This window comes from Legionella busanensis (genome assembly GCF_900461525.1).
GTDB classification, from domain to species: Bacteria; Pseudomonadota; Gammaproteobacteria; order Legionellales; family Legionellaceae; genus Legionella_C; species Legionella_C busanensis.
Genome location: NZ_UGOD01000002.1, coordinates 1 through 26,094 on the forward strand (window position 1 = coordinate 1; position 26,094 = coordinate 26,094).

Sequence of the window (26,094 nt, forward strand, 5' to 3'; positions counted from 1 at the left end):
CAGGTTTGATATGCATTGTGGGCTCGAGGAATTTCACCGGTAAAGGTGCCAAATAAATCGGTATCAAAATCTGAAACGCATAATTCACAACCTATTTTATCCTGAAAGACAGGGCCAATAGCCTGTTCTTTTTTATGTTTGGACACCAGTAAAACAGGTTCGTTTCTATAAAGCATGTCTCTTCCCCAAGCTAGTTTTTTTTGGTCAACTTGTTGCCTCAATGAGCTTATTTCACTTATACTTTTTAAGTAAAATAGTCTAATCGTGCCACGGACACATCGGAGACAAACATAACACCTGAATTTTTTTGAAATAAGGTTTTCATGCCCAACGCAATGGTCGCGATGGCTTCCTCAGGCGCCACCGCAATAAACATAACAAGTGCTGCTTTGTCATTAAAAAGAAGCTTGCCTTCATGAAATCCATGATGTCCCTTGCCTGAGATATTACGTAACAAGGTAAATCCAGGCACATTAGCCTCATTCATCATCTTGGCAATCCTCTGCTCATTGTCGCCAGACACAATGACCTCTATTTTTTTCATTGGATGTAAACTAATGCCGCTTTCACGTTTTTCATAAACGTTAATAATACTCATGTCACGCTCCTTTATTGTTCATTAAAGCATATGCCAATGACCTTCTCTATCTAATTGATAAGCAACCTCTTCGGCAGGCTCAATTACAACTAAATTTACCCACCCATTAAAAAATAACGTTTTAAGACTGTCTTGCCGGGCAATAATCGCACTAACCCTGGTTCTTGGTGCATAAACAACTGTTAACAGGCGCTGGGGTTCATGGTAGGCTTCTTCATCTGTTGACTTAACCGATTGCAGGGGTAATCCATGCATTAAATCACTCCCGTTGCCTTGCATCATGCCGAGTAGTCCTGTGACATTCTGGGTGATTTTACTGCCACTTCCGTAAAGGACGTTATCGAGGGTTGAAAAAAGGTATTGCGTATTAATCCATTCGGCCACCACCATAGGCGCTGTTAAAATAGTCTCTAACGCGCTACCTTCTTTGTCTTGCGTCCAATCATAGGAGTGAAGAAAACAGCGGCCGTCCAAATTAATGGGCTTGGTTAACTGGCGAGGGCCGACGATAAAAGCGGCGTTGCGTGCGAGCCCCCATTCAGGCCTTACTTCCGCCCAATCACTACTGCGGGTCAGTGTTGTTTGGATGGAATGTGAGGTCTTTGTTACACCCAATGTTTGGCAACGCGCCTGCGCATTAAGATGCCTGGCAAGATTTAAGTCATCTCTTAACTCATCCAAAAGCGTTTGATGAGCGTGTAGGCCTAAGTCAGCCTCAAAAAGGGTGACTTCATCGGTGGTGGTGTCGTGCTCTGCGGCATAAAAAAACGTATCATCCGGGATAATGATGCCCCGTTTTGCCAGTGTTTCTCGCACGGGTGGATTATTTAATATCGCCGCAAGAATTTTAGCATTTGAGCCACCGTGATTGCCGCCACACGCCCCACAATCCAGTGCGGATGCATAAGGATTATTTTGGGTGCTACTTCGATGGCCACAAAAGACAATTAGTTTGGCGAAGTTCTGGGTTAATCCCATCATTTTTAATACCGCTTCCCCATAAAAGGCTTGCTCAGCCGGAGCAATGCCATAAACTGAGTTGGCACTACTCATCTGGATAATGGGCTTTGTGGGCAACGATGGCATGAATCGATTGCTAATAGACGTGCATGCCTTGTCAGTCAGCCTTGGGGCAAGGGTCTTGGTGAGCATGGTTAGTCCGCACCATGCCCCTAATGTTTCTACGAGCGCGAAGGGGGTTGAAAAATTATATTTTAAACCATAATAGGTCTTTTTAAGTAAGTGAAAACGTGCTTTTCCCTGCTTGGCTTTCTTCACACAAGGCAGTGCCGAGGCAAGTGGTTTTTCCTCAATATCATAACGTGGTTTAAGTAAGACAGGACACGACTCTTTGTAAGTGTTTGAGTTAACGTCATGAATTCGTGCAGGAATTCCAAAAAAACCGGCAAAGCCCAGGGTTTCATAAGCGCCTAAGGGCTCAAGGTGGCGACGAAAGGGTTCAGAGCGCACATCAATGCAAAAGACTAACTGAGCAGCGGGTCTTGTTTTTGAGGGTAGACAATTTTTGACTTGAGGCATGAGCTTTTTAAGAAGCTCATGCTGATAGGCGTGCTCTGACTTTTTTAGTTGCGCCGCCAGCGTATTAATCAAAGCTGCCTCATTTTTTAGGCTTTTTTTTTTCCCAACGTGCTTCAGGCCAAAGAGCTACTGTGAGGACTAACCGGACTGCCAGAAAGTCAACCAAGGTGACAGGGCATAAGTCAGGTGTTGTCGAGGTATTCCTCCATAAAGAGCGCCATTTGACATACCCTGCCCAACCAGGTAAATAGGCTAAGTTCTCTTTAATAAAAGATTCCTGATGGTCAACAGTCACACCTAACTTAGTCAAACAAACGACAATGGTCTCTTCAGCATTATCAGGTAACTGAGTTAACCAATCCTTAATTACCTGACTTCCAAGGTGCAAGGAGTAATCATAACTTGCTAAGCGTAAGAACGCGGCATAAAAACCTTGATGACGATTGGGCGCCTCAATGGTTCCTTGCCCCATGTCTAAAAAGACACCACACCATTTAATCAGTTCACGATTCACTACCTCAAGCTTTGGCGCGGCCTGAGTAGAGCCAAATAATCGCTGACCTTCTAAGAGTGCCTCTTCAAAAGGTAAGGACTCAAGTCCTTGCAACGGATTACAGGCAATAAAGGTCTCTAAAGGCCAGACTGGGGCAAGGCATTGAGCGGCATTGTTTACTAGGGCTTGAACATGCGCTTGCTGTTGTTTGGGCGCAGTTAACGTCGACATCGATTGATACTCGCTTATGGTTTGGTGTTTTTTGGCATGATTCGTACTCATAAGAGGACTCCTTAATAGTGATAGTTGTTGCGATGGGCGGTGATGGTTTTGGGATGCGGCTGACTGCCATTTAAGGCGCGCACATACAATTGGCGCCATAACTTAGTTTGTTGCAGAGCACGCGAGTCTTTTAAATTCATACCCAGCCATAAAATAATAAAGAGGGTAAACACAACTAAATGGATTAGGTTTAAAGTCGGTAGTCCTTGTGTCGAATAAGTTGGGAAGAATGATTCAATCAAATGAATGCTCTCTCCGTAAAAGAGACCCACGAACGACACGATAAGGAAGGCTGGAATAATTCGTTTGACCAGTGCGCCTTGTCTAACCAAGGTGTAGGCAAGCTGGGTGCCGGATATAAACGCAAAGCCTACCAGAAAAGTGGTAGGCTGCAGGGTCAATAAAGGTTTTCCACTTGTTAGGGCAAAACTCAAAGCACCTGCTAAGCCCATCAAGCATGACAGCGCAAAGCGAAGCAATGAATGGTGAGAAGCCTTCATTTTTTCTCTGCTCGTGTTTAAAGCTGAGCCAGCATTCAAAAACAAGTAGGCTTTAAATAAACCATGCCAACACAAGTGAGCAACTGCTGCAGGGAAAAGACCTAAACCACACTGCATCATCATAAACCCCATCTGCGCCAGGGTAGAGTTTGCTAACATGCGCTTGATGTCACTTTGTAAGAGTTTCCACACGCTGCCTAAAATTGCTGTGAGTGCGCCAATCAGAAACACAACCTGCAACAGATGTCCTTCGGTTAAGAAAAGAGGCGCAAATCGAACGAGAATAAAACCGCCCCCATTCACTAAGCCCGCATGCATTAAGGCAGATATAGGCGTTGGTGAGTTTAATGAGCTGGTTAACCAGCGGTGAAAAGGCCATTGCGCAGATTGTGTCAGTGCACTGACGAGAAGAAGTACAAGTATGCCGGTTAAAAAGGGCCAGGGGAGTTGGGTGGCTTGAGCATTGATAGCCGTTATCGAGCTACTACCCGTTGCTTGATATAACAAAAGAAAAGACGCGAACAACGCTGCACTACCTAAACCAAGCGTTTTTAATGCTAAGATGCCTGCGTGTTTCGCGGCCGCCCACTCACTTTTATGAATCATTAATGAAACAAGCAAGCAATTGCTACAAGTCCACGCCATCCAAAACAACACCAGATTATCCGCATAGGCCATCACAATAGCACTACAGGTAAGTGCTGCTAATTTGAGAAAGTAAAGACGATAGCGCCTATCGCCTGCCATATAGCGCCGGGAAAATTGATGAACAATGAAACTTACCAATAAAATCAGCGTGCTCATCAATAAAGACAAGCTGTCTGCTTTAAGGCCAAAAAGTATTACTTTATTGTCATAGTGAGGGAGGTAAAGGAAGCCCAGACAACTACCCATCAATCCAACGCCAATAAAGGATGAAGATAATTGAGCGCCACGTATTGGACTTTTTTTATAAAACAAGCCGCTGATGATAAAGCCAATAAAGGGGATTAGGACTAAGAATAGAGGATAAAATCTGAGGTACTCACTAAAATAGGACACACAATGCTCCATTAGATTGTCAATTGGTATTGAATAAATGTATTCGAAATGCTAATATAAGAAAAATTAATAATTATTATTTTACAAATTAGGAAATCTAATGTCTTTGGACACCGTGACCTTACAATGTTTTTTGGCACTTGCCGATACAGGCAGTTTTACCAAAGCTGCAGAGCGCGTAGGACGTACCCAATCGGCCGTCAGTCAACAAATCGCGAAGTTAGAAAACATCATTGAAAAACCATTGATTAATCGGGGTCGAAACTTATCGTTGACCACAGATGGCGAGATTTTTTTAAGTTATGCCAAGCGCATCTATGAGTTACATCGGGAATCCTTAGACCGGTTTAAAGAGCCTGAGTTGCAAGGTGAGATTCGTTTTGGTCTGCCTGAAGATTTTGCAAGTATGATTTTATCGGATGTGTTAATTGAGTTTTCTCGCCTGCATCCTCGCGTCATTCTTAATGTCGAATGCGATTTAACCTTAAATCTTATTGAAAATTTTAGGCAGAATAAATTTGATTTAATTCTCGTTAAAGCAACCCCTAACAATGAAATGACTGATGGGGTGAAAGTATGGAGTGAGCCTGTCGAATGGATTGGGAAAAAGGAGCTGCTGCCTTCTTTAACTCATAAAGAGGTCATACCGTTAGTGTTGTCACCTAAACCGTGTGTCTATCGAGAAAATGTTATTGAAGCCCTCAATAAAGCCAATATTAATTGGCGCCTTGTTTATAGTAGCCCCAGTTATACGGGTAAAATGGCGGCTGTAAGAGCGGGCCTTGGCATTACAGCGATTCAGCGAACCATGGTCCCGAATTATTTAGAGCGTCTTGATTTTAATTTTTTACCCCTGTTAAATGACATTCATGTGTCTTTATTAAAACGACCAAGTGGCAGTAAAGCGATAGACTCATTAGAGTTTTTTCTGCTTAAAAAATTAAAGCATTAACAAGCTTTTTGATAGGGATATCATAAACCATGATAAAAAAACAACGTGTCTCAGTGCTTAATATTTTAGATTACTCAACTCTTTTTTCAATCTTGCTCTTAAGTGTATTTGTGAGCTTATTGTCATTGATTGTACCAATTGCTGCGCAAACCTTGGTCAATCTCCTGGCGTTTGGTAAATTACTACAACCCATCGTCACATTAAGTCTTATTGTTTTAATTTTAATGGCTGGTTTAGGTGCATTGAGTATCTGGCAAGTCATTGTCATTGAAATCATTCAACAAAAGATAATGGTTCATGTAAGTCTTGCTTTAACAAGACACTTTACTCAACTCTCGTTAGATAATTTCTCTACCCATCATGGTCCTGCACTTGTCAATCGCTATTTTGAACTCTTAACGGTTAAAAAATCGCTTGCTAGTTTGTTGTTGTATGGCATCAATTTAAGCTTACAAGTGATTTTTGGTCTTGTTTTATTGCTTTTTTATCACCCAGCGTTTGTCCTGTTTGATTTGTTTATTTTGTTTGGTGTCCTACTGACCGTTTTTGGTCCGTATAAAAAGGCTTTAATCAGTGCTAAGGACGAATGTGCTCAAAAGCATATCATTGGGGCCTGGCTGGAAGAAATTTTAATTAACCGCTATTTATTTAAGTTTAATCAGTACCCGCGTTATGCCATTAGCCAAACTGATAAAAAATTAGTTGGATTTTTAACTGCAAGAAACAGGCATTTTAGACAACTTATAAAACATCAAATAGGTTTCTACACGCTATCGGCACTAGCCAGCAGTCTGCTATTAGGGCTAGGGGGCTATTTAGTCATAGAAAATCAATTGAGTTTAGGCCAATTAGTCGCTGCTGAAATTATCTTAGGCGCCCTTATTTATTCATTTAAACGCTTTGGTGTGTTAATGGAAAATTATTATGATTTAATGGCCGCTGCAGATAAATTACAGGAAGTACTTCATTTACCTAATGAGCGACCTGAATCTGAACGCCGAGACGTTGAGTTGGGTTTTAAGCCCTTAAAAACCATTGAGCTGTCTTTTCACGCTGATAATCAGCCCGTGTTAATTACCCCTCACGAACCTTTCTTGTTGATTGCTAGCGATAGAGTCAGTCAAGACTTTGTAGACCAGTTATTAGGGTTTAAAGCGCTTACCCTTTTTTCAGTTCATGTCAATGGTGTGCCTGTTAATCGGCAACACTTAATGGCGTTACGCCAATACAGTTTATTAATCAACGAGCCACAATGGTTTTCGGGCAGCACCTATGATAATTTAGTGTTAAATCATCGCCACACTGCTACTGACTACATTCTTGAAAAACTAAACCAGTTAGCACTTCTTGATAAGATTATGACGCTACCGCAAGGCTTATATACTGTTATCCATGAGTGGCAGTCAACATTTAGTCTTGAAGAACTAATTAAACTGATGATAATCCGAGCGTTGATAACCAAACCTCAACTTCTTATTATCGCGCAAGCGTTCGATCAATTAACCGCTCAAGAGGTGAACGTAGTATTAACGTTACTAATGAACTTAACAGACACCTTAGTCATAATTACCACGCAAAAAAATCAGTTGCCTGAATTAACTAATCGTGTGGTGCTTGCATGAAACTTTATGCCCATACCCTAATTCGACAATTGCCAAAACCACGAAAAATTATGTGGGTGACATTAGCAGGCCTCCTGCCTATTCTTCTTTTTTTAATTTTCATACCTTGGCAGCAATTTGCCTTAGGACATGGCCGAGTCATTGCGTTCTCGCCTACTGAAAGACAGCATACCGTCAATTCACCTGTGACAGGTCGAATAAAAAAATGGTATGTGGATGAAGGGATGCAAGTAAAATCGGGCGACCTAATCGTGGATATTAGTGATAATGACCCCGCACTTTTATCTCGATTAGAGATGGAAAAAAAAGCGCTTGTCTTACGGATAAAAGCAGCCGAGCAAGCACTGGCTGCCAGTAAACATAACCTGGTGCGCCAAAAGAGTTTATATACACAAGGTATTGTGTCCAAACGCCAATATGAGCTTGCCCAAATTGAATATGCCAACTATCAAAATGAACTGGCCAAAGCTAATATTGATAAAGTAAATGTTGATACGCGTATTGCCAGACAAAAAACCCAACAAATTAGAGCGCACGCACCTGGTATTGTTTTTAAACGCTTAACAGGTCAAGAAAGTGTGGTGGTCAATGCAGGGCAAGTACTCGTTGAAATCCTGCCCGAAACTAATTCACGCGCGGTTGAGTTGTGGATTGATGGCAATGACATCCCCTTCGTTTGGTTACAGCAAAAAGCACGCCTTCAATTTGAAGGGTGGCCTGCCATTCAATTTCGTGGCTGGCCAGAAATTGCGGTTGGTACCTTTGGTGGTAGAGTCTCATTTATTGACCCCACGGATAATGGGCAAGGGCTATTTCGCGTGGTCATTGTGCCTGATGAGGTGTGGCCTGATGGGCGTTTTTTAAGACAAGGGGTGCGTGTGCACGGTTGGGTTCAATTAGGCCAAGTGCCGCTCTGGTATGAGCTTTGGCGCCAATACAATGGCTTTCCGCCTGAAAGTAACCAGGAGAAACTTAAACCATGAGGTTAGCCAGCCCTGATGTATCGAAAACAATGACTTCTAGCCTCTTTCTTTTACTTACCTCGCTTGCCTGCTTTGCCAAAGACAATTTAAGACCCTTAAGTATTGATACAGTCCTTGCATCAGTGAATCACTGTTATCCCCAAATTACTATCGCACGTTTAGAGGTCGCTAAAACGCAAGGCCATTTAATAAGCGCGCTAGGGCAATTCGACCCAACGCTCAACATTAACTCTCGTTCTCAACCCTTTGGCGGTTATGTCAATGGATATATCAATAATGAGGTGATTGTACCAACCTTATTCAATGGACTTAAATTAGTGGGTGGCTACCGTATTGGACGAGGCGACTGGCCTATTTACTATCAAAACTATTTAACTAATTCAGGCGGTGAGTATCGGGCAGGCGTGTCATTACCTTTATTAAAAGACCGCTTAATTGATAAGGAGCGAACTAAACTATTAACACAAGCGCAACGAGTAGCACTGACTGCTGAAACTATTGCAGTTAAAAAAATTAAAATTTATCGTGAGGCCATAGAAGCTTATTGGCAATGGGTTCAAGCAGGCTTACAAGTGCAGGCCTTAAAAAGTTTACTCCGACTTGCCAAGGACCGGCAAACGGCTATTGTCAAGCAAGCTCATCAAGGCGATTTAGCGCTATTGGCTATCGCTGAAAATGGTCAACTTATCTTGCAACGGCAACAATTACTTAACCAAAGCGAGCGCTTATTAAGACAAGCAGCAATTAGTCTCTCTCTCTACTACCGAGATAACCATGGACATCCTAAGCTACCCCTTAAACAGCAATTACCGAAAGACTTAACTCCTTTAAGTGAAGAAACAATCAAACCAGAAGAATTCATGCAAGAACAACTCCGTTGTCATCCCGCCTTGCGTCAACTTAAACGTTACTATCACATCGTCAAATTTAAACAAACACTCGCTAAAAATGACCTCTTACCCGAGCTTGATGCCACTTTCTATACGTCCAAACAGTATGGCAGTGGTGGTTATCCAAGACTCCTTCCGCAGGCAGGATTAGTAGGCATTCGCTTTCGGTTTCCACTGTACCAGCGCGAGGCAAAAGGGCGCTTAATAAGTGCCACCAGTGAATTACAACAAATCGTAGTAGAGAAGAAATTTATTTACGAACAATTAACTAATCAACTACAAAATTTTTTCGTTGCTTTAAAATTTTATTACCAACAAGTTCAATTACTGCACCAAGAATTACAGTTAGCAAAGCAGGTTCAATCGGGTGAAGTTAAAAAATTTTACGCCGGCGACAGTACTCTTTTTTTAATGAACCAACGTGAACAAATGACCGCACAGCTAGAGTTAAATTTAATTGCCGCTCAAGTTAACTTACAACAAACGAAAGATTTTATTCGTTTTTTTACTTCTACTAAAATTAAATAGTAATATAACTGTTAAAGTTAATTTTGCTTTTCTTTATTTTCCTTATCAGATATGAAAATTGTGAATGCATTAGATTCTGGTAATCTAATAGGAGTGGGTGGAAAATAAAAAAATTAATTTTAGGACCAGCGGGCACAATCGTACGAAAACTTACGGTTTTAAAAAATCATATCAAAAAAATTTAATTTTTGGCCATGTAGACTTTTGAAATAGAGGGAATATCTATCAACCCATTGTTATCAACAATAAGCATTAATGCCCTTCATTAGCAAGGAAAATTTGTGCTCGTTATAATTTAGCACATTAACTTTTTTAACTTAATCAAATAATCAAGATTAAAAATCAACTAATACGAGGTTATTAGTAAACTAAATTAAATTTAAACGTTTCATTTCTAATAAGCAGTTTGATTGCTCCCCTTCAGTAATTAAGCTAAGATTATTTTAAATAAAAGCGCACAATAATCCTTATAGATTGTCTGTATGTTCGTTTTCCTTTTATTGTTCGCTACGCTCAAGGAATCGCTCATTATTATGAATCAAAGAACCCTCTACATCGCGCATTTGCCCTTTACGGCCACCGCGCATGATATTGAAATGGAATTTTGTAAGTATGGTAAAATTGTTGAGTTTGACTTGGTGCAAGACCGCTTCACTGGCCAATCGAAAGGAATAGCCTTTATCACTTTTTCATTGCCAGAAGAGGCCGAAAAGGCATTGGCCATGAATGGTAAGCAGTGGTTAGGGCGAACCTTAAAAGTGACGCCAGTGCAAAGTCGCACACCAACCGAAATTTTTGCGCCTGTTTAAAGTCGAGTCTAGGTAAATACTAATGACCAAGTTGGCCTTTTTTATAATCGGCATAAAAACCATAAGCCTCCTTTTGCCTTTTCTTCACGGCATACATCGTTTTATCGGCCAATTGAATTAATTCATTTTGCGCCTCACTATCATCTGGATAAAGTGCAATACCTATGCTTGCTTTCAATTTAAATAGGGTATTATCATAGTCAATCGGTTCAATAATCGTTTGAATGATTTTGTTAACAATGGATTTAATAACATGCCTGCCTGAAAGATTGCCTAAAATCATTAAAAATTCATCGCCACCGATTCGAGCCACCGTATCTTCCTCACGTAAACAAACCACTAAACGCTCCGCAATGATTTTAAGAATAGCATCCCCTGTCGTATGCCCATAAGTATCATTAATAGCTTTAAAGCCGTCTAAATCCATAAATAAAACGGCGACTTTAGTTTTCGAACGTTTGGCTTGGGCGCATGCTCTATTAAGCCTATCATAAGCAAGCCGTAAGATGGGAAGGCCTGTTAAGGCATCATGCGTGGCTAAATAGCGTTGCAGCGTGAGCTCAGTGATATCACGAACAATTTTAGAGGCCCCAATAATAATGCCTTCCTTATTTTTAATCGGCGATATAGAAACAGACACATGGACTTGTTTGCCATCTTTGCGAATGCGCACGGTTTCAAAATGGTCAATTTTCTCACCTGCGGCGATTTTTTCTAAAATATGCGTTTCTTCATTGAAACGGTCTGAGGGAATTAACATGAGAATGGATTTGCCAATGATTTCATGCGCGCTATAGCCAAAAATGTGGGTTGCCGCTGGATTCCAACTAGTGATAATACCTTGTAAGGTTTTACTAATAATCGCGTCATCAGATGAGTTAATTATCGAGGTTAACAGCTGCTCGGTTTCTTCTCTTTGTTTATCACCCGTGATATCGTGGACAATGTTAAAAATACCAATCACACTACCTTGGTTATCTTTTATCGGAAAAAGGCTAGAAGACACAGGAATGGTTTGACCATCTTTTCTCAACGCGACGGTTTTAAAATGGTCTATCTTTTCACCAGACGTTAGGCGGTTTAAAAAAATAGCCTCTTCATCTAGACGTTCGGGTGGCACTAAACGCGTCGCAGATTGACCAATCATTTCATGAGCTGAGTAGCCAAAAAGTCGCTCCGCACTTGGATTCCAACTGGTAATGATGCCATTAAGCGTTTTAATTATCAGGCCATCAGGTGAATAATTAATCATTAAATGTAACACGCTTTGCTCTATTTCGTTTATCTTCTCAAGAGAAACTAAACGCACCAGCATATTTATATCCAGTTATCCGGGTATAACCTAAGTATAGCCAAAGGGGTTAGGCAGTTTTTAGCTAACTAATTGGCTGGGTGTCGCACCAATAACTAATTTATTTTCAATTATCGACGGTACATTTAATAGATATGATAAAAAGCATGTACTATTAAACCTGTAGTAGTTTAATTAGATAAAACTTTTAAAAATATCATTTTTTGATAGCTCCATGTATTACCCTTACCTCTTTTCTTAAAAATTTATGATTTGTATCTGGATTAAATAAAATTTTTGTCAAATAACAAATGATATTTATAATTTAATTACAAATGGTTAGCAATATTTTGAAATGGCTGCAGTTAGCTTTAATTTTTTAATTAAGTCCTTAGTTGTAGAAACAGCAAATTTTAATTTATAGTAAAATTAAAGTGATGTACGTTAAAAATTATGATAAATGTTAAAAATTTTTTCAAAAGAGTATCCAGCAATGAAAAAAGTTTATACTAAATTTATATTATAGGTGATGACTTAATTGAGTTAGTTATGTTTAGGCATTATAAAAAACAAATGAATGGCAACACGCAACAAAAATCAATATTTATGTTATTAGCTGCAGTGAGTGATAATGAAAATCGGCTTTATGGCATTGATGCATCGATTATTTTTCATGAAATCCCAAGTTTTCAAATTAGAATGGCCTTAGAAAATTGTCTTAAATGTCCAAACGAATTACTTTTTGATAGCTTAACTTCTGCTATTGAAAAAGGTAATCAGTTAGTTAACCAGTTAAAGAAAATTAAACCTGATTTTTTTGTTAACACCCCAACAACCTTTAGATTAAATCAGGCACTTAACGAAGCCTTTCTTTTTCAGATTTTAGAAGTTAAAGCTTCTAATATTAATAATATCAAATCTTATATTGCTGATTTTCTTAAAGGAGACTATAAATCTTTAGTAGAGCATAGTTATTTTTTATATAATCCAGATGCAAGCAAAGTATATGAAAATAACGCTATTAGGGGCTTGGGGAGTAAACCTACTTAAGGATTATTAGGATCTCTTAGTGACCTTCATTTTTTATCCTTTACTTCATCTTGGCAATTCAGGTGCAGAAGCGATGGCCAACGCGCTATAATCAGGCAACGCTCCAATTGAAGAATCACCCAACCCTAACAAGATTAACCATCAAAGAGAAAGAGAATATGAATTTCAAAGAAACTCCGGGTTAAATCTCGATGAGGTGGATTTTGAAACGGCTCAAGGCTTGTCAATAGAAGACTCAACTAACTTACCGCAAGACTTTAAGCAGTGAGGCGGTTGAAGAATCACCTTTCCTTTACTAAATAAATCTGCGTCAATTTATTACAGAGTCACTCTTTAAATATAACTTGATCAAATTGATGTGTTTCGATCCCTATCTCATTGTTGGGGTTGGTCTTAGGAGTGATATTCATGAAAACAACCTGCGCATCTTTACCTGTCACCAGTGCTAACTTCCAGTTTTCATTCTTTTTTGCCATTTCAAAAACCTTTGGGGAAATGACCGCATTTATTTTATTATTAATTGCTGTTTCTTTAGATCCTGCGAATAACGGTGGTGAGATAAAACCTGATACTAATAAGGATTAAATAAACCGGTTGGAAAGGAACTGTCATGGAGAACAATAAAAATTGGCATTATAACACTATTACTAGATTGCTTCATTGGGTGATAGCGTTCCTTTTGATAGGATTAATTAGTATAGGTTGTTATTTTAACCTTCATAAATTATTTAGCCTTATCGCTGCCATGCTGATTTTTTTAGATTGATATGACGGTTTACTCATAAACCCGCTCCGCTTGCATCGAGCGTTCCACATTGGCAAGCAATATTATTAGCTCTGCATATTTATAAGTAAATCCTCGACGTCGCGAACAGGTTTGAATAAGCAAGCAAAGATAAAACAAAGTATGCAGCTTAGGCAGTGAACAATAATTTAAAGCCAGGGTAATAAGTGACTAGGTGGCAATCAATGGAAAAAGGCATTAAGCAATTTTAAACCTTTATACTTAAGGAGAACCAGGCAAAATATAATTCTTTCATGCCTGTTGTTATCGAACCTCTTTTAATCGACCAGTCAGATACCGATGTAAAATATTAGTAAGTAATGTGGCATAAGGGATACCTTCTCTAATTGCAAGCGCTTGCGCTTTTTCTACATCACGCTGAGTCATGCGAATGTTGACGCGCTTCACTTTTGTACCATTTTCTCTGAAAATTTTTGTGATACGCTCTATTTCTGCTGTTTCATTACTTACTGAATCATATCCTCCTGCTTCTAATTCAGAAATCATTGCTTGTTCATCATCAGAAATTTGTTTGCTCGATTTTTTCATTTTATTAAATCCTCATAATATTTCTTATGTAAAACTCTAGATGGGTAAATTGTTTTGAGAAAAATTTTGTGATTGTCTTCTATAAAAGGCACGGCATAGGTGTAACCATCAACAAATACAACGAAAATATGTTGATGTGAATATTTGGGTTCTTTACCTTTAACAATGCCTAATAAATGCCCATGCAGTATAGCAACCACTATCTCTTCAAAACCAATTCCTCGTTCAGCCAGGAGTTTAATATTCTTATTTTCGTCTCATTCGAACAATTTAGTAACTTTCATCTAATTCAATTTATTAGTATTTATGTGGTATTTTAGGACACGTATAGAAAGTTGTCAATTTGCTATTAAGCCGGTACAAAATTGTTATAATAAAAATTATCAGTTTTAATTTAATAAAATTCCATTCAATTCAAATTGTGAGACCAGTCTAGTATTTATACATGGCACTGAACCAATGATGAACGCTATGATTACTAAAATAAGACCCTAGGCAGTAATTCACAATAACTATTCGCCTTGAGCAAGTCGATATTCATTAGAGCTGTCCTTTAATTTGGATCCAGGTTTTGATCTATTACCCTGGCGTCTAAATGTTGTTGATTTAATGTGCTACTCTACGCATTTTTTACACTGTCGAATTGGTCTTAAATGAGTAACAGGAATTATCAACTTTTAGACGCCAGGGTAATAACTTGATTGGATATGGGTTACGTTACTTTTTTCTAAACACTTTAGTTTCAGGAAAAGTACATTGCTCTTCAAATATATTTGAATAAAGCTTATTCCAGTTTTCAGATTCAGCGGTTTTTAAAGTAGAGTGATAACATTTAATACCGGGATATCTAAGGTTTCTTCCTACAAGAGAAGGAAAAAATGCTGCACTAATTTTATCTTTTGACCTATAGGAACTTAGAATAGTCCTATCATACTCGTCTTGTTTTGCTTGAGTTGTATTTGGATGGGCTTTTTCATAATATTTTACAAATTCATTATATGCACTACTAATACCTACACAGATGAGTAACAGGGAATTGCCAACAGAAGTATTATTAGAGCTACGTAAAAAAGTAGTCTTTGCGGTTGTGCACCATAATGTTAAGAAAACCGTAGCTGCGAAATTATTCGGATTTAGCCTCACGTCAGTGCTCAAATATGTTTGAGAGTTTGAATTAAAGGGTGAGCGCAGTTTTGACTATAAAAAACGTGGTGTAAAGGATTCAACACGGTGCTTTTTATCAGCAGCTCAAATTGACGCCCTATTAAAGACGCTACTAAGTCAAACACCTGACGAGATTGGTCTTGATTATACGTTGTGGAACAGTAAAGCGATAGGCGCCTATATTGAGAAAGTTTTTGGTATAAGGTATTCAGGTCGTGGCTTGCGAGACTTGCTTAGACGATTGGGTTTTTCTTCTCAAAAGCCTATAAAACAAGCTTACCAGAGAGATCTTACTAAAGTAACTCAGTGGCTTAATGAAACATATCCTGCAATCAAAACACGAGCGATGCAGGAAGGCGCAAGAATTTATTGGGCTGATGAAATGGGGCTGCAATCGTGTGACAATCGTGGGAGGACCTATGGTCTTGTCAACCAAACACCTGTGATAAAAAAGACAGGCAGTCGTTTTAAAGTCAATATGCTTGCTGCCATTAGTCCGCAAGGGTTTATGAATTGGATGGTTTTTGAAAATAACTGCGACAGCAATAAGTTTATCGAGTTCTTAACTAGATTACGCCGCCAGGTCAAACAGAAAGTGTTTTTGATTGTCGATAATCATCGTATGCATCACAGTAAACAAGTACAACAGTACGTTAAGACCTATAAACATGAGATAGAAATTTTTTTTACCTCCCTATTGTCCTGAGTTAAATCCGCAAGAATTAGTCAATCAGGATGTTAAAGCCAATGCTTGCTTATTTAAGCCAGTCCGTTGTGTAGATGACTTACTCATAAACATCCGACTTTACCTAACCAAAATACAGTCTAATGAATTTAAGATTCTTAATTTCTTTAAGAAAAGTGAAACTAAATATGCTGCTTAGGTATAATCAACTTTTAGACGCCAGAGTAATATTTAACTTAAGTAGGGTGTGGGTTTATTAGTTTATCTTAACGGATAGAAAGCACGGCGTTAGCAATCACTTTGCTTCGCTGTCGTTGAGGTATAGCGGCTCGCATTCGCTGCGCAATCTGATCAGGAATAGAAACTACAACTTTATTCATAACAAATCCTCATATATAAGATATATTCTACCTTATAATACATATTTTACACGCAATATAAAGAGTCTCACAACATGACCCAGTGGCGGCTGATGCAAAAACTATAATCTATACTACTGCGCTTCATCCTCGAAAACTTGTCAAATCAATCAAATTTGAAAAACTTGTGGCTCATTATCTATTACTAGCTGTTTTTCAAGTTGCAATTTGAGATTAGCAACGTCCTTAGTTCTTACGTTATGTAATTTCACCATAGCAGTCAAATCGTCACAAACCTTATACCAATCTATAAAGTCCTCATAGCCGAGCACGGATTTACTGCTGCCCGGCCCTTTATATATAGCAAAATCAATACCCAGCCTCGAATCACAATTAAACCAATTTTCCTTTCTACCCGTTATTAAATTGTTAAATTGCCTTGAAGATGGTGGCTGTAAGAGAAAGTCAGGCATAGGTGAAAAAGGTTCATTAGAACAGTACTCATCAACCACATGCATAGGCAGAAGAATTTGGGCGCCCCCCACACCCTCTTTCCATTGTTTGTTAAGGCTATCTAAATCATAAACATTAGTGATAGCCATAGTAGCAGTGTGTACTACATTAATTTGTGTATGCAGTTCCTTAATGATTGCAAAATCATACTGAGGCTCTGTGATTATTTTTCCTCTAAGCCTGTAAGCGACTCCGTCTTTTTTGACTTTGTTATATTGAGCAATTAATTTTTCGAATACCTTTTTGTCTTCTTTATTTTGAGGTATGCATGCAATCATTGCAGCCCACATATGTTTGTCTAGGGCCCAAAGTGCATATTCAAAAGCACTGATGCTCTCAAATTCCCGACCAGAGCAGTCAGTTACTCTGCCCCTTTTAAGCATTAAACTTACGTCATCTTTTAATATCGATTGAACTGAATCATGCCTACTACGCACGACATAGTACAGTAGTTTAGGAACATGAAGCATGGATTTAAAAAAGCGCCTATTTTTTGTTGAAGTGCCAGCAAAGTTTATTAAATCAAGCGATCTTAAATATCTTGCTATTTCTGTTTTGATTTCGTCCGGTAATTTATCAAATTCAAAATTGTCTTGCATATTTTTCTTATTTTTCTGAGTGAGATCTTTAAGCTACTGTTGCCTATACTTAATAATACCTTTTCTCGAGGGACTTGTTTAGGTCAAGTTGATTTTTTGATTAGCTTTTCTGATGTCATTCATAATCAAAGAGATATTCAACGGCTTTTAGCGACAAGTATAAATTAATTTAACTAAATCATTTGGTAAGCAATGGTTATTGTTATTTTAAAAATTTTTTTAAGCCTAACTTGAATTTCTTTAATCCTGGCGATGGATATTACGCCGGCGTTAAATTATTATAATTATGTTATGCAGCATAAGCGGCCTCTTTTTTCTTAAAGAAATTTTTTATTTTAAATTCATTGCCTTAAATTTTAGTTAGATATAGGCGCATGTTTGTTATGAGATCATCAATAGATTTTAATGCTTTAAAGTGATTGCAATTGGCTTTAACATCTTGACTGACTAGTTCTTGTGGGTTTAGTTCAGGGCAGTAGAGTAGTAAAAAAATTTCAATATCATCCTTATACTTCTCAGTATAATGTTGCACTTTTTTACTATGATGGACTTTAAGATTATCAACGATTAAAACGTTACTCTATACATTGGCAAGGTTTATTTCTTTCAAAGACATAAAATTTGCCGTAGACCATCATCTAGAGAGTTCATATCTTTTTCGGAAAGAGATCCAGCTAAATTTCTTATTCTACTTTTATCGACAGTACGGATTTGATCACAAACTGCTGTTACCTGTTTATCGAGACAAGAAACTGTAATGGTTATGGGTGGCCTTGCCTTTGCAGCAGTTGATAAAGGTACAACAATTACTGTATGTCTAGCCTGATTTATAGGAGTCGCACCTACCAAAACACAGGGACGTAATTTATTTATTTCTGAACCTCTCGTGGGATTGAGATCTACCCAATAAATTTCACCACGATTCATTTGGTAGCCCATCTTCAAGCGTTACATCCCACTCTTTCATCTCTTGATTTAAAGCTGTATCAGCTTCTACAGCCATAGCACATTCATACAATGACTTTTCACGTCTTTCAATTTCTTTTTCTAGCAATTTAACAATGACCTTGCTTCGCTGTCTTTGAGGTATCGACGCTCGCATCCTTTGTGCAATATCATCCGGTATAGAAATTAAAACTTTATTCATAAGAAATCCCCCTACCTATTAGATATATTATATCCTATATTGGATATCTTTCAAGAAATGATTTATAGTCTTATAAAACGACCCTTTTTTGAGACTCTTTACTCCCTCCTCTCCTCTTTCCCAAAAAACCTTACTCAGCACCACTTCTAAGTATCGTTATTTTTCTCAAAACCCGTATAATAAATCAAAGTATTGAAAACTCATTAAAAACAACAATAATTGAGAAAAATGATGTCACGATTAATTGGCTATGCCCGCGTCAGTACTATTGAGCAAAATTTAAACTTACAAGTCGATGCGCTCCTAAAAGCTGGTTGTCAGAAAAATAATATATTCAAAGATAAAGTTTCAGGCTCTAGAACAGAGCGACCTGGGTTAACTCAATGTTTAGAAAGTTTAACCGAAGGTGATGTTTTAGTTGTTTGGCGTCTTGACCGTTTAGGTCGCTCCATGGTGCATTTGGTTTCCCTCATTGAAACACTTAGAGAAAAAGGAGTAGGTTTTAAATCCTTGTGCGATGGTGCAATTGATACCACCACGGCTTCTGGTGAGTTGGTTTTTAATATTTTTTCTTCCATGGCCCAGTTTGAACGCCGACTCATTCAAGAGCGAACGCAAGCAGGTCTTTCTGCTGCGCGTGCTCGAGGTAAAAAAGGTGGCCGGCCTAAAGTGGATACTTCTAAAATCCAAGCCGCTAAAAGGATGCATCAAGATAAAGCCCTAGCTATTGCTGATATTTGCAAAGTGCTTAATATTTCTAAACCAACTTTGTACCGTTACCTTGCATTTTAAGTTAATCAAATATAGAAATTTTTGATAGGAATTCAGATTTAGACCTCTACTATGTACTCGCAACATGCGCTAAAAATATTAGCAAATACAATATAAATACTGACTATAACCCTAAGACAGTAGAAAAAATAAAAAGGATGGGTGAAAAAGAAAAATATTTAACACCGGATGGTGAGGAAAGTACTTTGTATGAAATTAGGAAAAGCAGGAATATTTTTTATAGTGACTCTAACAAACTATTGTCGAAAATTATTCATCAAGATGAATTTTCAATAAGAACATTATATATATACTGATTATGACCATAAATACTCTTTTGATATTATTAATTATATTAAAGAACTTTCTAGTTTTTGGATGAAGGATTACTTAAGAAGTTTAAAATATATTACTGATAGCTATCCTAATTTTATTAAAGCTTATAATTATAAATACAGTAACAACCCTTCTCCTAAATAACCTAATAGTAATTAGAAAAATTTGGTTCTGTTGCAAAAACTAGAATCTGAACAAAGAACTCACTAAGCTATCAACTCCGAAAAAGCTCGTTAATGGAAGTTAATTCACTCTTGTTATCATACATCGAGAATTTAAATTGTCCCTTTTCAAACAAGCACATCAATTCAAACCTTTTGATGGTCGCAAAAGCTTTTTTTATGGATTGAACAGTCTTTTTAGCTTTCCATGGCCAGCTTCTAATTAATCATTACGATATTGGATTTGTAAATCCTTAATGTTCATAGACAGCGTAGCATTCTGTTTTAATTCTTTTACTGCTTGGCCATACGCTGGATTTTTATCACTATTAATCACACTAAAATCACAAGATGGATCATTCTTTATAAATTTCTTGAGAAACCATTTAGCGGCAAGGGCATTACGCCGATGAGAAAGATAAAAATCAATGGTGTTACCATCTTCATCAACCGTTCGATACAAGTATTACCATTCGCCCTTGACTTTGACATACGTTTCATCCAGATGCCATCTTTGGAATAGCGCCTCTTCTTCTAAGTTCAGCTTTTTTTAGTTCTGGCTCATAGAACCGAACCCAATGATAAATACTAATTTGATCAATTAATATCCCGCTCCGCCATTATTGCCTTTAAATCACGATAGTTGAACCCGCATTTAAAATCAAGGATAGAATGCGTCCGAGCCGATTTTTTGAAGTCATTGAAACTACTACCGAATACCACAGCTAAAACTTTTCGAAATACCACCCTATACATTTCTATCTGTAAAGCTATACTAGCTTTTAATTTTTTATATTGGCCAATAGAAATGCTTAATTTCAATCTTTATCTCTCCAATTTTCAAAGTCTTATAGCCTATCAAGAAGCGACCTTTATCAAAGGTGGGGTTGAAGAAATATTAAAGGGCAATTACCAAAATTACAATCGATTAATGATGATATTTCATTCACCAACATTTAAAAAACAGTTGAAATTAGAAGATAGCCTACAACAGCTTATTAGTGTCATTAGTAAACAATGTCAACAAAGAATTAAAGATAACAATTGCTCGCATGCACGGGTTTTACAGGGATGTCTTTTGGGAATAGGCTGTGTTGCCATTCCACAAAGCACTATTCATTTATTTGATGAGGCTATTAAACTTAATAATACTTATGCCATGAACGAACGTGCTCTAATATATGAAAACAGAGAGAAGTGGGCGGAAGCTATTAAACTTTATGAGCAAGCTATTCAATTAGGCGATGTCGAGGCCATAAATAATTTGGCCGTTTTGTATAAATATGACAAACATGAGTTTAGTAATTTCTCTCGAGCTATTCAGCTTTTTGACCAAGCCATTCAATTAGGAAACAGTAATGCCATGGTTAATCGCGCCATTATTCATCAAAAGGGTGAAAGTGGGACAAAAAATCTTCCTGAAGCCATACGGCTTTATGAACAAGCTATTCAATTAAGTAATGCAAAGGCCATGGTTAATCGTGCTAACATGCATCAAGAAGGTCAAGGCGGCGTGAGAAATTTGCCTAGGGCTATTGAGCTTTATGAGCAAGCTATTCAATTAGAAAGTGTCGATGCCATGTATAATTGTGCAGTGGTTTATTCGCAAGGAGAATACAAGGATTTGTCAAAAGCTATTAAGCTTTATGAACAAGCGATCGAATTAGAAGATAGCTTTGCCATGAATAACCGGGCTATTATGCACCTAAAAGGTGAAGGCGGTCCTATAAATTATCCCGCAGCCATTGCACTGCTTGAAAGAGCAATTTGTCATGGACATGTATTAGCACAAAATAATCTTAAATCGATAAAAATTGATAAAATTACCGCCAAAAAGTTATTAGATTATATTTGGAATGATTTAGTAGAAGGCCAATCCTTTACAACTAATACAATCAAAATATTAAGTCAATATTGTAAAGAAGACATTATCACTCGCTTAAAAACATCCTCCCTCAGCACAAGCCTTTCATTCTTAAAGCAATTAAAAACTTATCCTAATCATTCTCTTGCTTTAGTCCTTAATGATGGACAAACAGCTCACCAAGGCCAAGAATTTAAAACTTTAATAGCACAAGCTAAAAGCCTACTTAACACACGCGTCACTTTCTTTTATGAAGGATGTAAAACTGAGGAAGGCTCTTCCTTTAATATCTTTCCTATGGAAATCAAAGAGAAGATATTTACTTTCGTTCAACCAGGTTTTAAACAGGATAAAAAAGCCAATGATTATTTACCTAGCCTAAATAGATAGTAATTAATAGGTCGTCTCAAAAAAGAGTCGGGATGTTGCAAAAAGTGAAAAAACTATACACATTTAGCCTGGCATGATCTAATCAGCGACTGTTAACTCAGTTACAATAGCTTCTGCAAGGTCGATTTCGTAATGAACGTATTAATTCAAGTAACTCCCGACAACCTTATTTCGCCAACTGATTTATTAAAAAAAGTGAACCAGTCTGTTCATTTTTCCTTTGTTAATGAATTAACGGCGTCTTGCTATAGCCCCAGCCCTCTGTATCACAAGAGCTGTATTTTCGTATGTTACTTATTGGTTATTTATTTTCAATGCCGTCAAACCGGCGCCTAATAGAAGAAGTAAAGTATAATATTAGTTATCGGTGGATTTGTGGGTTAGCGTTAGATTCACCTATACCCAACCCTTCTTCGCTATTATTAAGGTAATAGGAATAAGTGCTTTGTTGCAAAAAAGATTAATGGTATAAATTCTCAAATTTTAAGCAAATCTAAACTATTTAAAGTTTTAATACATTATACAAAAATTTGATAACAACAATTTGGGTATAAAAACTAAAATTTAATAATTAAATATAATAATTTTTCTTATTAATCGAATTGTTTTAATAATAACTGACACTTTATCGTTAAAGAAGAAGTGTTTAGTAAGCGTTAAAACTGAACTTCCATATTACCGGGTAATAGTTAGGAAATTAATAAATGACCAAGTTAAATATTGAAAAAACTAGCAATAAGGAATCATTTAAAAATGGATTTTTTAATCATTATGTTTATCCTGCATTTCGATTTACAGAATTATCTCTTTTCGGTTATGCAAGAGACGCTTTATTTAATCAAGAAGAGCTTATTAAGAAAATATTGACTCCCATTGCACTAGAAGATAAGCAAGGGATAGCTCTTGCACGTGTAGGACCTTGGTTGCCTTTAGGGCAGACTAGATATATTGCTGTAATTGTACCCAAATCAATTAAAGATTTGGATGAGCTTTTAAAAGACTTAGAAACACAACCTGATGGCCGGAGTGTATTGAATTCATTTTCTGAGATGATAGGCCAAACTTTATCAAATAACACGGGTCATTTTGCGCGACATGAGCGACAAAAACTACTTAATTTCACTGGGAATGTTCCATTATTTTATCCAATTATCCAAAAAAACTTCAAAGAAGCATTACATGAGTGGAGTAAAAAAGAAGATAGCTTTGTTTTACTCGATGCAATTAAATTACTCATGCGTCAAACCACTTCTGAAGCAATGATAGGTAAAGATCAAAAACTGACAGAAGAAGAAAATACAAATGTGAATTTAGGCTTTAAATGGATTAAACAAAAACTTTTATTCCCTTACTCCATATCAACTGCCCTAAACTTTAACTATCAAAAGAATGTATATAAAAATGCGTCTTCAAAATTCATTGAAAAGCATATGGCAGATCTCAAAAGGGGTTTGGAGCAACCAAAAACGAATGTACTTGCTGATATTATTCGAGAAGATGAAGCAATAAAAAATGCTACCAGTATAAATCTTGAAGCTCAAATTCATGAAACAACAGATCGCGCTATGTTAATCACTGGGGCAATGGACGGAGTTTACATTAATTTAGTGGGAATCTTATTGCAGCTTATTAAGCACCCTGACGTGATAAAAAAGTTACGCTATGAACTCGATCAAAGCTGTGAAATAGATGAATCAGACTATAAAACTCTTAAAGAAAGCGATCTCAAAAATCATGAATTTAAACCTACTTATCTTGACCAAGTGATTAAAGAAGGATTACGCTATATTTCTTCGGCCCCTATCATACCTCGATATACTTCCATAGGTGTTAATAAAGGAAATATCAAACTCCCGCCTTATACAACTATTCTTATAAACATCGAAGGCTTGCATCATGATAAAAAATTCTGGGGTGACGATGCAGATACTTTTAATCCAGATAGATGGTCAAGAGAAAGAATTAAAGAGGTTAAACAATTTAAGGATGAGCATTTCTTACCATTCTCCACAGGGCCACGCCCTTGCCCAGGGATAAAAGTTGGTATCTTATCGTTAAGAACTTTTATTAGTGAATTAATCCTTAATTATGATTTAATCGCTAGTCCAAATCAGGCCGAACCTATCGTTGATCCAACCTCAGCGTTGGTTGTGGATATTGGCCCAGGTTTTAAGGTTTCCTTAGAAAAGCGTATTTCACCTGTCAATGAAATAGTAACAAGCTACTCGATGTGACCATAAATAAAAAATAGCGATAAATTGACGCTATCAAGTTAAATTAGAAATTCCAATCAATATATTTTAAATTTGTTCAAAAAAGCAGACCAAAATCAACTCCCTTTTTACCATAAAATATTTGGATTTAGGCTGCCGTTTTATTATGGATTACATAATTGCTCTATTTTCAAGTGCAATCTTTAATGGAAATATAAGTATAGTACTTGAGGCTTTCATCAAAACTGAAACTAATATAGGTATATTATCTGAAGATATACCTATTACAATGTGACATAATAAAATTAATTCTCTTAAAAATTCATGGAAGTCAAAATAGCAATGTATTTCTGCACGAATTTTTTATATCATCTTTCTCTTCGATTTGAAGTAAAATTCTAACCAATGAATAAGTATTTTGTCCTTCATTAAGCCTTCGATATTAAAGTTTTTTAAATACTGATTTTTTACTTCCTCATCCTTACTTATTTTTAATATATATTTTAACTTACTCCTTTAGATTATTAGTTATAGTATAAATAAAGTTTGATTAATAAAATTTTACAAAGATTTACCAAGAATATTAATAATTAGAATGGCTTTAAATTAAAAGAGATATTAAATTTTTTAAAATGACGTCCTAAATTTATGAAGTTCTAGAAGGCTGAATTGAGTAGACGGTATTGCGAAGCTATAAAGTCTATGAAACAAACTCCATATGTATGCTTGAAACAATACCATCAATTCCTATTTTCATTTACAGATAATTGTATTGTTTGATGATTTACTTTCTGTTGTTTCTGCTAGAGAATTAAATGAATCACGTAATGAGCTTTCTATTTTCTGTTTAAATTCAACTGTGTTTTGATAAAAAGTATTTAATTTATCTAATTGATTTATTCTCTGGATATTCTGTTCTACCAATGAATCAGCTTTCCTTACAAGACTTTTGGCATACGAATAAATGCCTTTATGTTTTTCTATACTTTTCTCAATCTTTTCGCTCCCTTCTTCTGCAATATCTATAGTTTTATCACACTTTTCGTTCAAATAACGCATAAAAAAACTTGCTGTACTACCTACAGCGGTAAGAGCTGAGTACAATGTTTTTTTACTTGGATTTGTGAGTAAGTCTTGAGTGCTTGAATGAGTTTCAGGAATACTATCTGTCAATTGTTGCAAATTAGTCTTAATAGAGCCTGTCGCTTTAAACTGCTCATGCATTTGTATTACATTATCTTTTTGTTTTTTAATCAAGCTACTAGTATTTTCTATAGTTCTTGCGAAAAAACTCTTACCTTGGGTATCTAGAGTTTGTGTTAGCGTTTGTAGTTTATTTTGAAACCTATTAATTTCTTTATCTAATGTATGAATCTCTTCCTTAACCGGATTAATAATTACGGCTTCGGTTATTTTTGTAACAACTACCCCTTTTGCCTTTTCTACAATGAATTCTTCGATTTGCTCTTTTATATCTTCCTCTTCTTTTTTTAACTTGCCAACCTGTTCACTAATAAAATTCTGACCACTATCAAGCATAGCTTGTACTTTTTTTGTGGATTCATTCCATGGTGAAGTTTTATCATGCTTCTTAACCATCAAGTCGCATTCAGCTATGATATAATCAAGCTTCTTCTCCCACCTCTCAATTTCGGAAGAAGTTACCGTTTTTTTCTGCTCTGGCATAATAAATATCTCTACAACTTAATAATTATCAGCCCATTGTAGGAAAGCAAAATTATAAGAATATTAAGTAAACATAATGTTTTTTTTTAAATCAATTAAATTTTTTATTATGTTTGTTAAGGTATTAAGCTCAATTATATTAGCTGCTTATTGAACAAAAGCAGCCATTTTACTCTCAACTCTATTTTTAGAATAGAGTTCCTAAAATTATGATTTGAGGTCCTGACTATAATTTGAGGACCTCTTCAATAACCATATGCATTCTGTAAGTTTGTATTTATTTGGCAGAAAAATT

The 26,094-nt window shown here is 36.8% G+C and carries 24 protein-coding genes and 2 pseudogenes; 12 read left to right on the plus strand and 14 right to left on the minus strand.

Annotated features, from left to right (window positions below):
• Positions 1-244: 244 nt before the first annotated feature.
• The 4 genes from DYH30_RS15150 to DYH30_RS15165 all read right to left on the minus strand — a co-directional run bounded on the left by DYH30_RS15150 (position 245) and on the right by DYH30_RS15165 (position 4,453).
• The gene (locus tag DYH30_RS15150; RefSeq protein WP_115332608.1) at positions 245-598 is read right to left on the minus strand and encodes a P-II family nitrogen regulator; all 354 of its coding nucleotides are present in this window, start codon (positions 596-598) and stop codon (positions 245-247) included.
• 21 nt (positions 599-619) lie between these two features.
• On the minus strand, positions 620-2,137 hold the full coding sequence (locus DYH30_RS15155) for a putative inorganic carbon transporter subunit DabA (RefSeq protein WP_280524222.1): 1,518 nt from the start codon (positions 2,135-2,137) through the stop codon (positions 620-622).
• Positions 2,138-2,216: 79 nt separating this feature from the next.
• Positions 2,217-2,912, minus strand: a complete 696-nt coding sequence (locus DYH30_RS18595; protein ID WP_160116225.1) for a putative inorganic carbon transporter subunit DabA — start codon at positions 2,910-2,912, stop codon at positions 2,217-2,219.
• A gap of 11 nt (positions 2,913-2,923) precedes the next feature.
• Positions 2,924-4,453 carry a proton-conducting transporter transmembrane domain-containing protein gene (locus DYH30_RS15165; protein WP_207385784.1) on the minus strand — a complete coding sequence of 510 codons (1,530 nt, stop codon included), beginning with the start codon at positions 4,451-4,453 and terminating at the stop codon, positions 2,924-2,926.
• A gap of 100 nt (positions 4,454-4,553) precedes the next feature.
• Here DYH30_RS15165 and DYH30_RS15170 point away from each other — a divergent pair, with 100 nt between their 5' ends.
• From DYH30_RS15170 to DYH30_RS15190, 5 genes are all read left to right on the plus strand, one after another.
• The gene (locus tag DYH30_RS15170; protein WP_115332611.1) at positions 4,554-5,405 is read left to right on the plus strand and encodes a LysR substrate-binding domain-containing protein; all 852 of its coding nucleotides are present in this window, start codon (positions 4,554-4,556) and stop codon (positions 5,403-5,405) included.
• Positions 5,406-5,434: 29 nt separating this feature from the next.
• Positions 5,435-7,027 (plus strand): ATP-binding cassette domain-containing protein, encoded by a 1,593-nt coding sequence (locus tag DYH30_RS15175; protein ID WP_115332612.1) that lies wholly within the window; start codon positions 5,435-5,437, stop codon positions 7,025-7,027.
• The gene (locus DYH30_RS15180; RefSeq protein ID WP_115332613.1) at positions 7,024-8,010 is read left to right on the plus strand and encodes an HlyD family secretion protein; all 987 of its coding nucleotides are present in this window, start codon (positions 7,024-7,026) and stop codon (positions 8,008-8,010) included. The genes DYH30_RS15175 and DYH30_RS15180 overlap by 4 nt, the downstream gene beginning before the upstream one ends.
• The gene (locus DYH30_RS15185; RefSeq protein ID WP_242604734.1) at positions 8,007-9,428 is read left to right on the plus strand and encodes a TolC family protein; all 1,422 of its coding nucleotides are present in this window, start codon (positions 8,007-8,009) and stop codon (positions 9,426-9,428) included. Before DYH30_RS15180 ends, DYH30_RS15185 begins: the two co-directional genes overlap by 4 nt.
• A gap of 533 nt (positions 9,429-9,961) precedes the next feature.
• Positions 9,962-10,237 (plus strand): RNA recognition motif domain-containing protein, encoded by a 276-nt coding sequence (locus tag DYH30_RS15190; RefSeq protein WP_115332614.1) that lies wholly within the window; start codon positions 9,962-9,964, stop codon positions 10,235-10,237.
• Positions 10,238-10,256: 19 nt separating this feature from the next.
• Here DYH30_RS15190 and DYH30_RS15195 read toward each other — a convergent pair whose 3' ends face one another.
• Positions 10,257-11,552 (minus strand): sensor domain-containing diguanylate cyclase, encoded by a 1,296-nt coding sequence (locus tag DYH30_RS15195; protein ID WP_115332615.1) that lies wholly within the window; start codon positions 11,550-11,552, stop codon positions 10,257-10,259.
• Between the two features lie 525 nt (positions 11,553-12,077).
• Here DYH30_RS15195 and DYH30_RS15200 point away from each other — a divergent pair.
• Both DYH30_RS15200 and DYH30_RS18060 read left to right on the plus strand, forming a co-directional pair.
• Positions 12,078-12,578, plus strand: a complete 501-nt coding sequence (locus DYH30_RS15200; RefSeq protein WP_115332616.1) for a hypothetical protein — start codon at positions 12,078-12,080, stop codon at positions 12,576-12,578.
• 408 nt (positions 12,579-12,986) lie between these two features.
• Complete coding sequence (locus DYH30_RS18060; protein ID WP_160116226.1) at positions 12,987-13,163, plus strand: hypothetical protein; 177 nt, start codon at positions 12,987-12,989, stop codon at positions 13,161-13,163.
• Between the two features lie 463 nt (positions 13,164-13,626).
• On the opposite strand, the gene DYH30_RS15215 is transcribed toward DYH30_RS18060, so the two are convergent.
• From DYH30_RS15215 to DYH30_RS15225, 3 genes are all read right to left on the minus strand, one after another.
• On the minus strand, positions 13,627-13,911 hold the full coding sequence (locus DYH30_RS15215; protein WP_115332617.1) for an antitoxin: 285 nt from the start codon (positions 13,909-13,911) through the stop codon (positions 13,627-13,629).
• Complete coding sequence (locus tag DYH30_RS15220) at positions 13,908-14,111, minus strand: hypothetical protein (RefSeq protein WP_207385786.1); 204 nt, start codon at positions 14,109-14,111, stop codon at positions 13,908-13,910. The genes DYH30_RS15215 and DYH30_RS15220 overlap by 4 nt, the downstream gene beginning before the upstream one ends.
• Before the next feature lie 517 nt (positions 14,112-14,628).
• The gene (locus tag DYH30_RS15225) at positions 14,629-15,054 is read right to left on the minus strand and encodes a hypothetical protein (protein ID WP_115332619.1); all 426 of its coding nucleotides are present in this window, start codon (positions 15,052-15,054) and stop codon (positions 14,629-14,631) included.
• 106 nt (positions 15,055-15,160) lie between these two features.
• Here DYH30_RS15225 and DYH30_RS15230 point away from each other — a divergent pair.
• Positions 15,161-15,781 (plus strand): annotated as a pseudogene (locus tag DYH30_RS15230) (IS630 family transposase); the annotation flags it as partial.
• A gap of 508 nt (positions 15,782-16,289) precedes the next feature.
• Here the strand turns inward: DYH30_RS15230 and DYH30_RS15235 are convergent.
• The 4 genes from DYH30_RS15235 to DYH30_RS15250 all read right to left on the minus strand — a co-directional run bounded on the left by DYH30_RS15235 (position 16,290) and on the right by DYH30_RS15250 (position 18,378).
• Positions 16,290-17,231, minus strand: coding sequence for an F-box protein (locus DYH30_RS15235; RefSeq protein ID WP_115332621.1), 942 nt, complete (start codon positions 17,229-17,231; stop codon positions 16,290-16,292).
• A gap of 349 nt (positions 17,232-17,580) precedes the next feature.
• The gene (locus tag DYH30_RS18730) at positions 17,581-17,799 is read right to left on the minus strand and encodes a transposase (protein ID WP_115332622.1); all 219 of its coding nucleotides are present in this window, start codon (positions 17,797-17,799) and stop codon (positions 17,581-17,583) included.
• A gap of 38 nt (positions 17,800-17,837) precedes the next feature.
• Positions 17,838-18,158: a type II toxin-antitoxin system PemK/MazF family toxin gene (locus tag DYH30_RS15245; protein WP_115332623.1), complete on the minus strand. Its 321-nt coding sequence runs from the start codon at positions 18,156-18,158 to the stop codon at positions 17,838-17,840.
• Entirely contained in the window at positions 18,145-18,378 is a 234-nt protein-coding gene (locus tag DYH30_RS15250; RefSeq protein ID WP_115332624.1) for a hypothetical protein, read from the minus strand. The genes DYH30_RS15245 and DYH30_RS15250 overlap by 14 nt, the downstream gene beginning before the upstream one ends.
• A gap of 228 nt (positions 18,379-18,606) precedes the next feature.
• Between DYH30_RS15250 and DYH30_RS15255 the strand changes: the two genes are divergently transcribed.
• Positions 18,607-19,170: a recombinase family protein gene (locus DYH30_RS15255; protein ID WP_425324438.1), complete on the plus strand. Its 564-nt coding sequence runs from the start codon at positions 18,607-18,609 to the stop codon at positions 19,168-19,170.
• 699 nt (positions 19,171-19,869) lie between these two features.
• On the opposite strand, the gene DYH30_RS15260 is transcribed toward DYH30_RS15255, so the two are convergent.
• Positions 19,870-20,109 (minus strand): DDE-type integrase/transposase/recombinase, encoded by a 240-nt coding sequence (locus tag DYH30_RS15260; protein WP_115332626.1) that lies wholly within the window; start codon positions 20,107-20,109, stop codon positions 19,870-19,872.
• Positions 20,110-20,454: 345 nt separating this feature from the next.
• On the opposite strand from DYH30_RS15260, the gene DYH30_RS15270 reads away from it, so the two are divergent.
• The 3 genes and pseudogenes from DYH30_RS15270 (at position 20,455) to DYH30_RS15280 (ending at position 24,134) form a co-directional block, all read left to right on the plus strand.
• Positions 20,455-21,900: a tetratricopeptide repeat protein gene (locus tag DYH30_RS15270; RefSeq protein WP_115332628.1), complete on the plus strand. Its 1,446-nt coding sequence runs from the start codon at positions 20,455-20,457 to the stop codon at positions 21,898-21,900.
• 266 nt (positions 21,901-22,166) lie between these two features.
• Positions 22,167-22,331, plus strand: a pseudogene (locus DYH30_RS18735) (transposase); the annotation flags it as partial.
• Positions 22,332-22,604: 273 nt separating this feature from the next.
• Entirely contained in the window at positions 22,605-24,134 is a 1,530-nt protein-coding gene (locus tag DYH30_RS15280) for a cytochrome P450 (protein WP_115332630.1), read from the plus strand.
• A 732-nt stretch (positions 24,135-24,866) separates the two neighbouring features.
• Here DYH30_RS15280 and DYH30_RS15285 read toward each other — a convergent pair.
• Positions 24,867-25,799, minus strand: coding sequence for a hypothetical protein (locus DYH30_RS15285; RefSeq protein ID WP_115332631.1), 933 nt, complete (start codon positions 25,797-25,799; stop codon positions 24,867-24,869).
• Between the last annotated feature and the right edge of the window lie 295 nt (positions 25,800-26,094).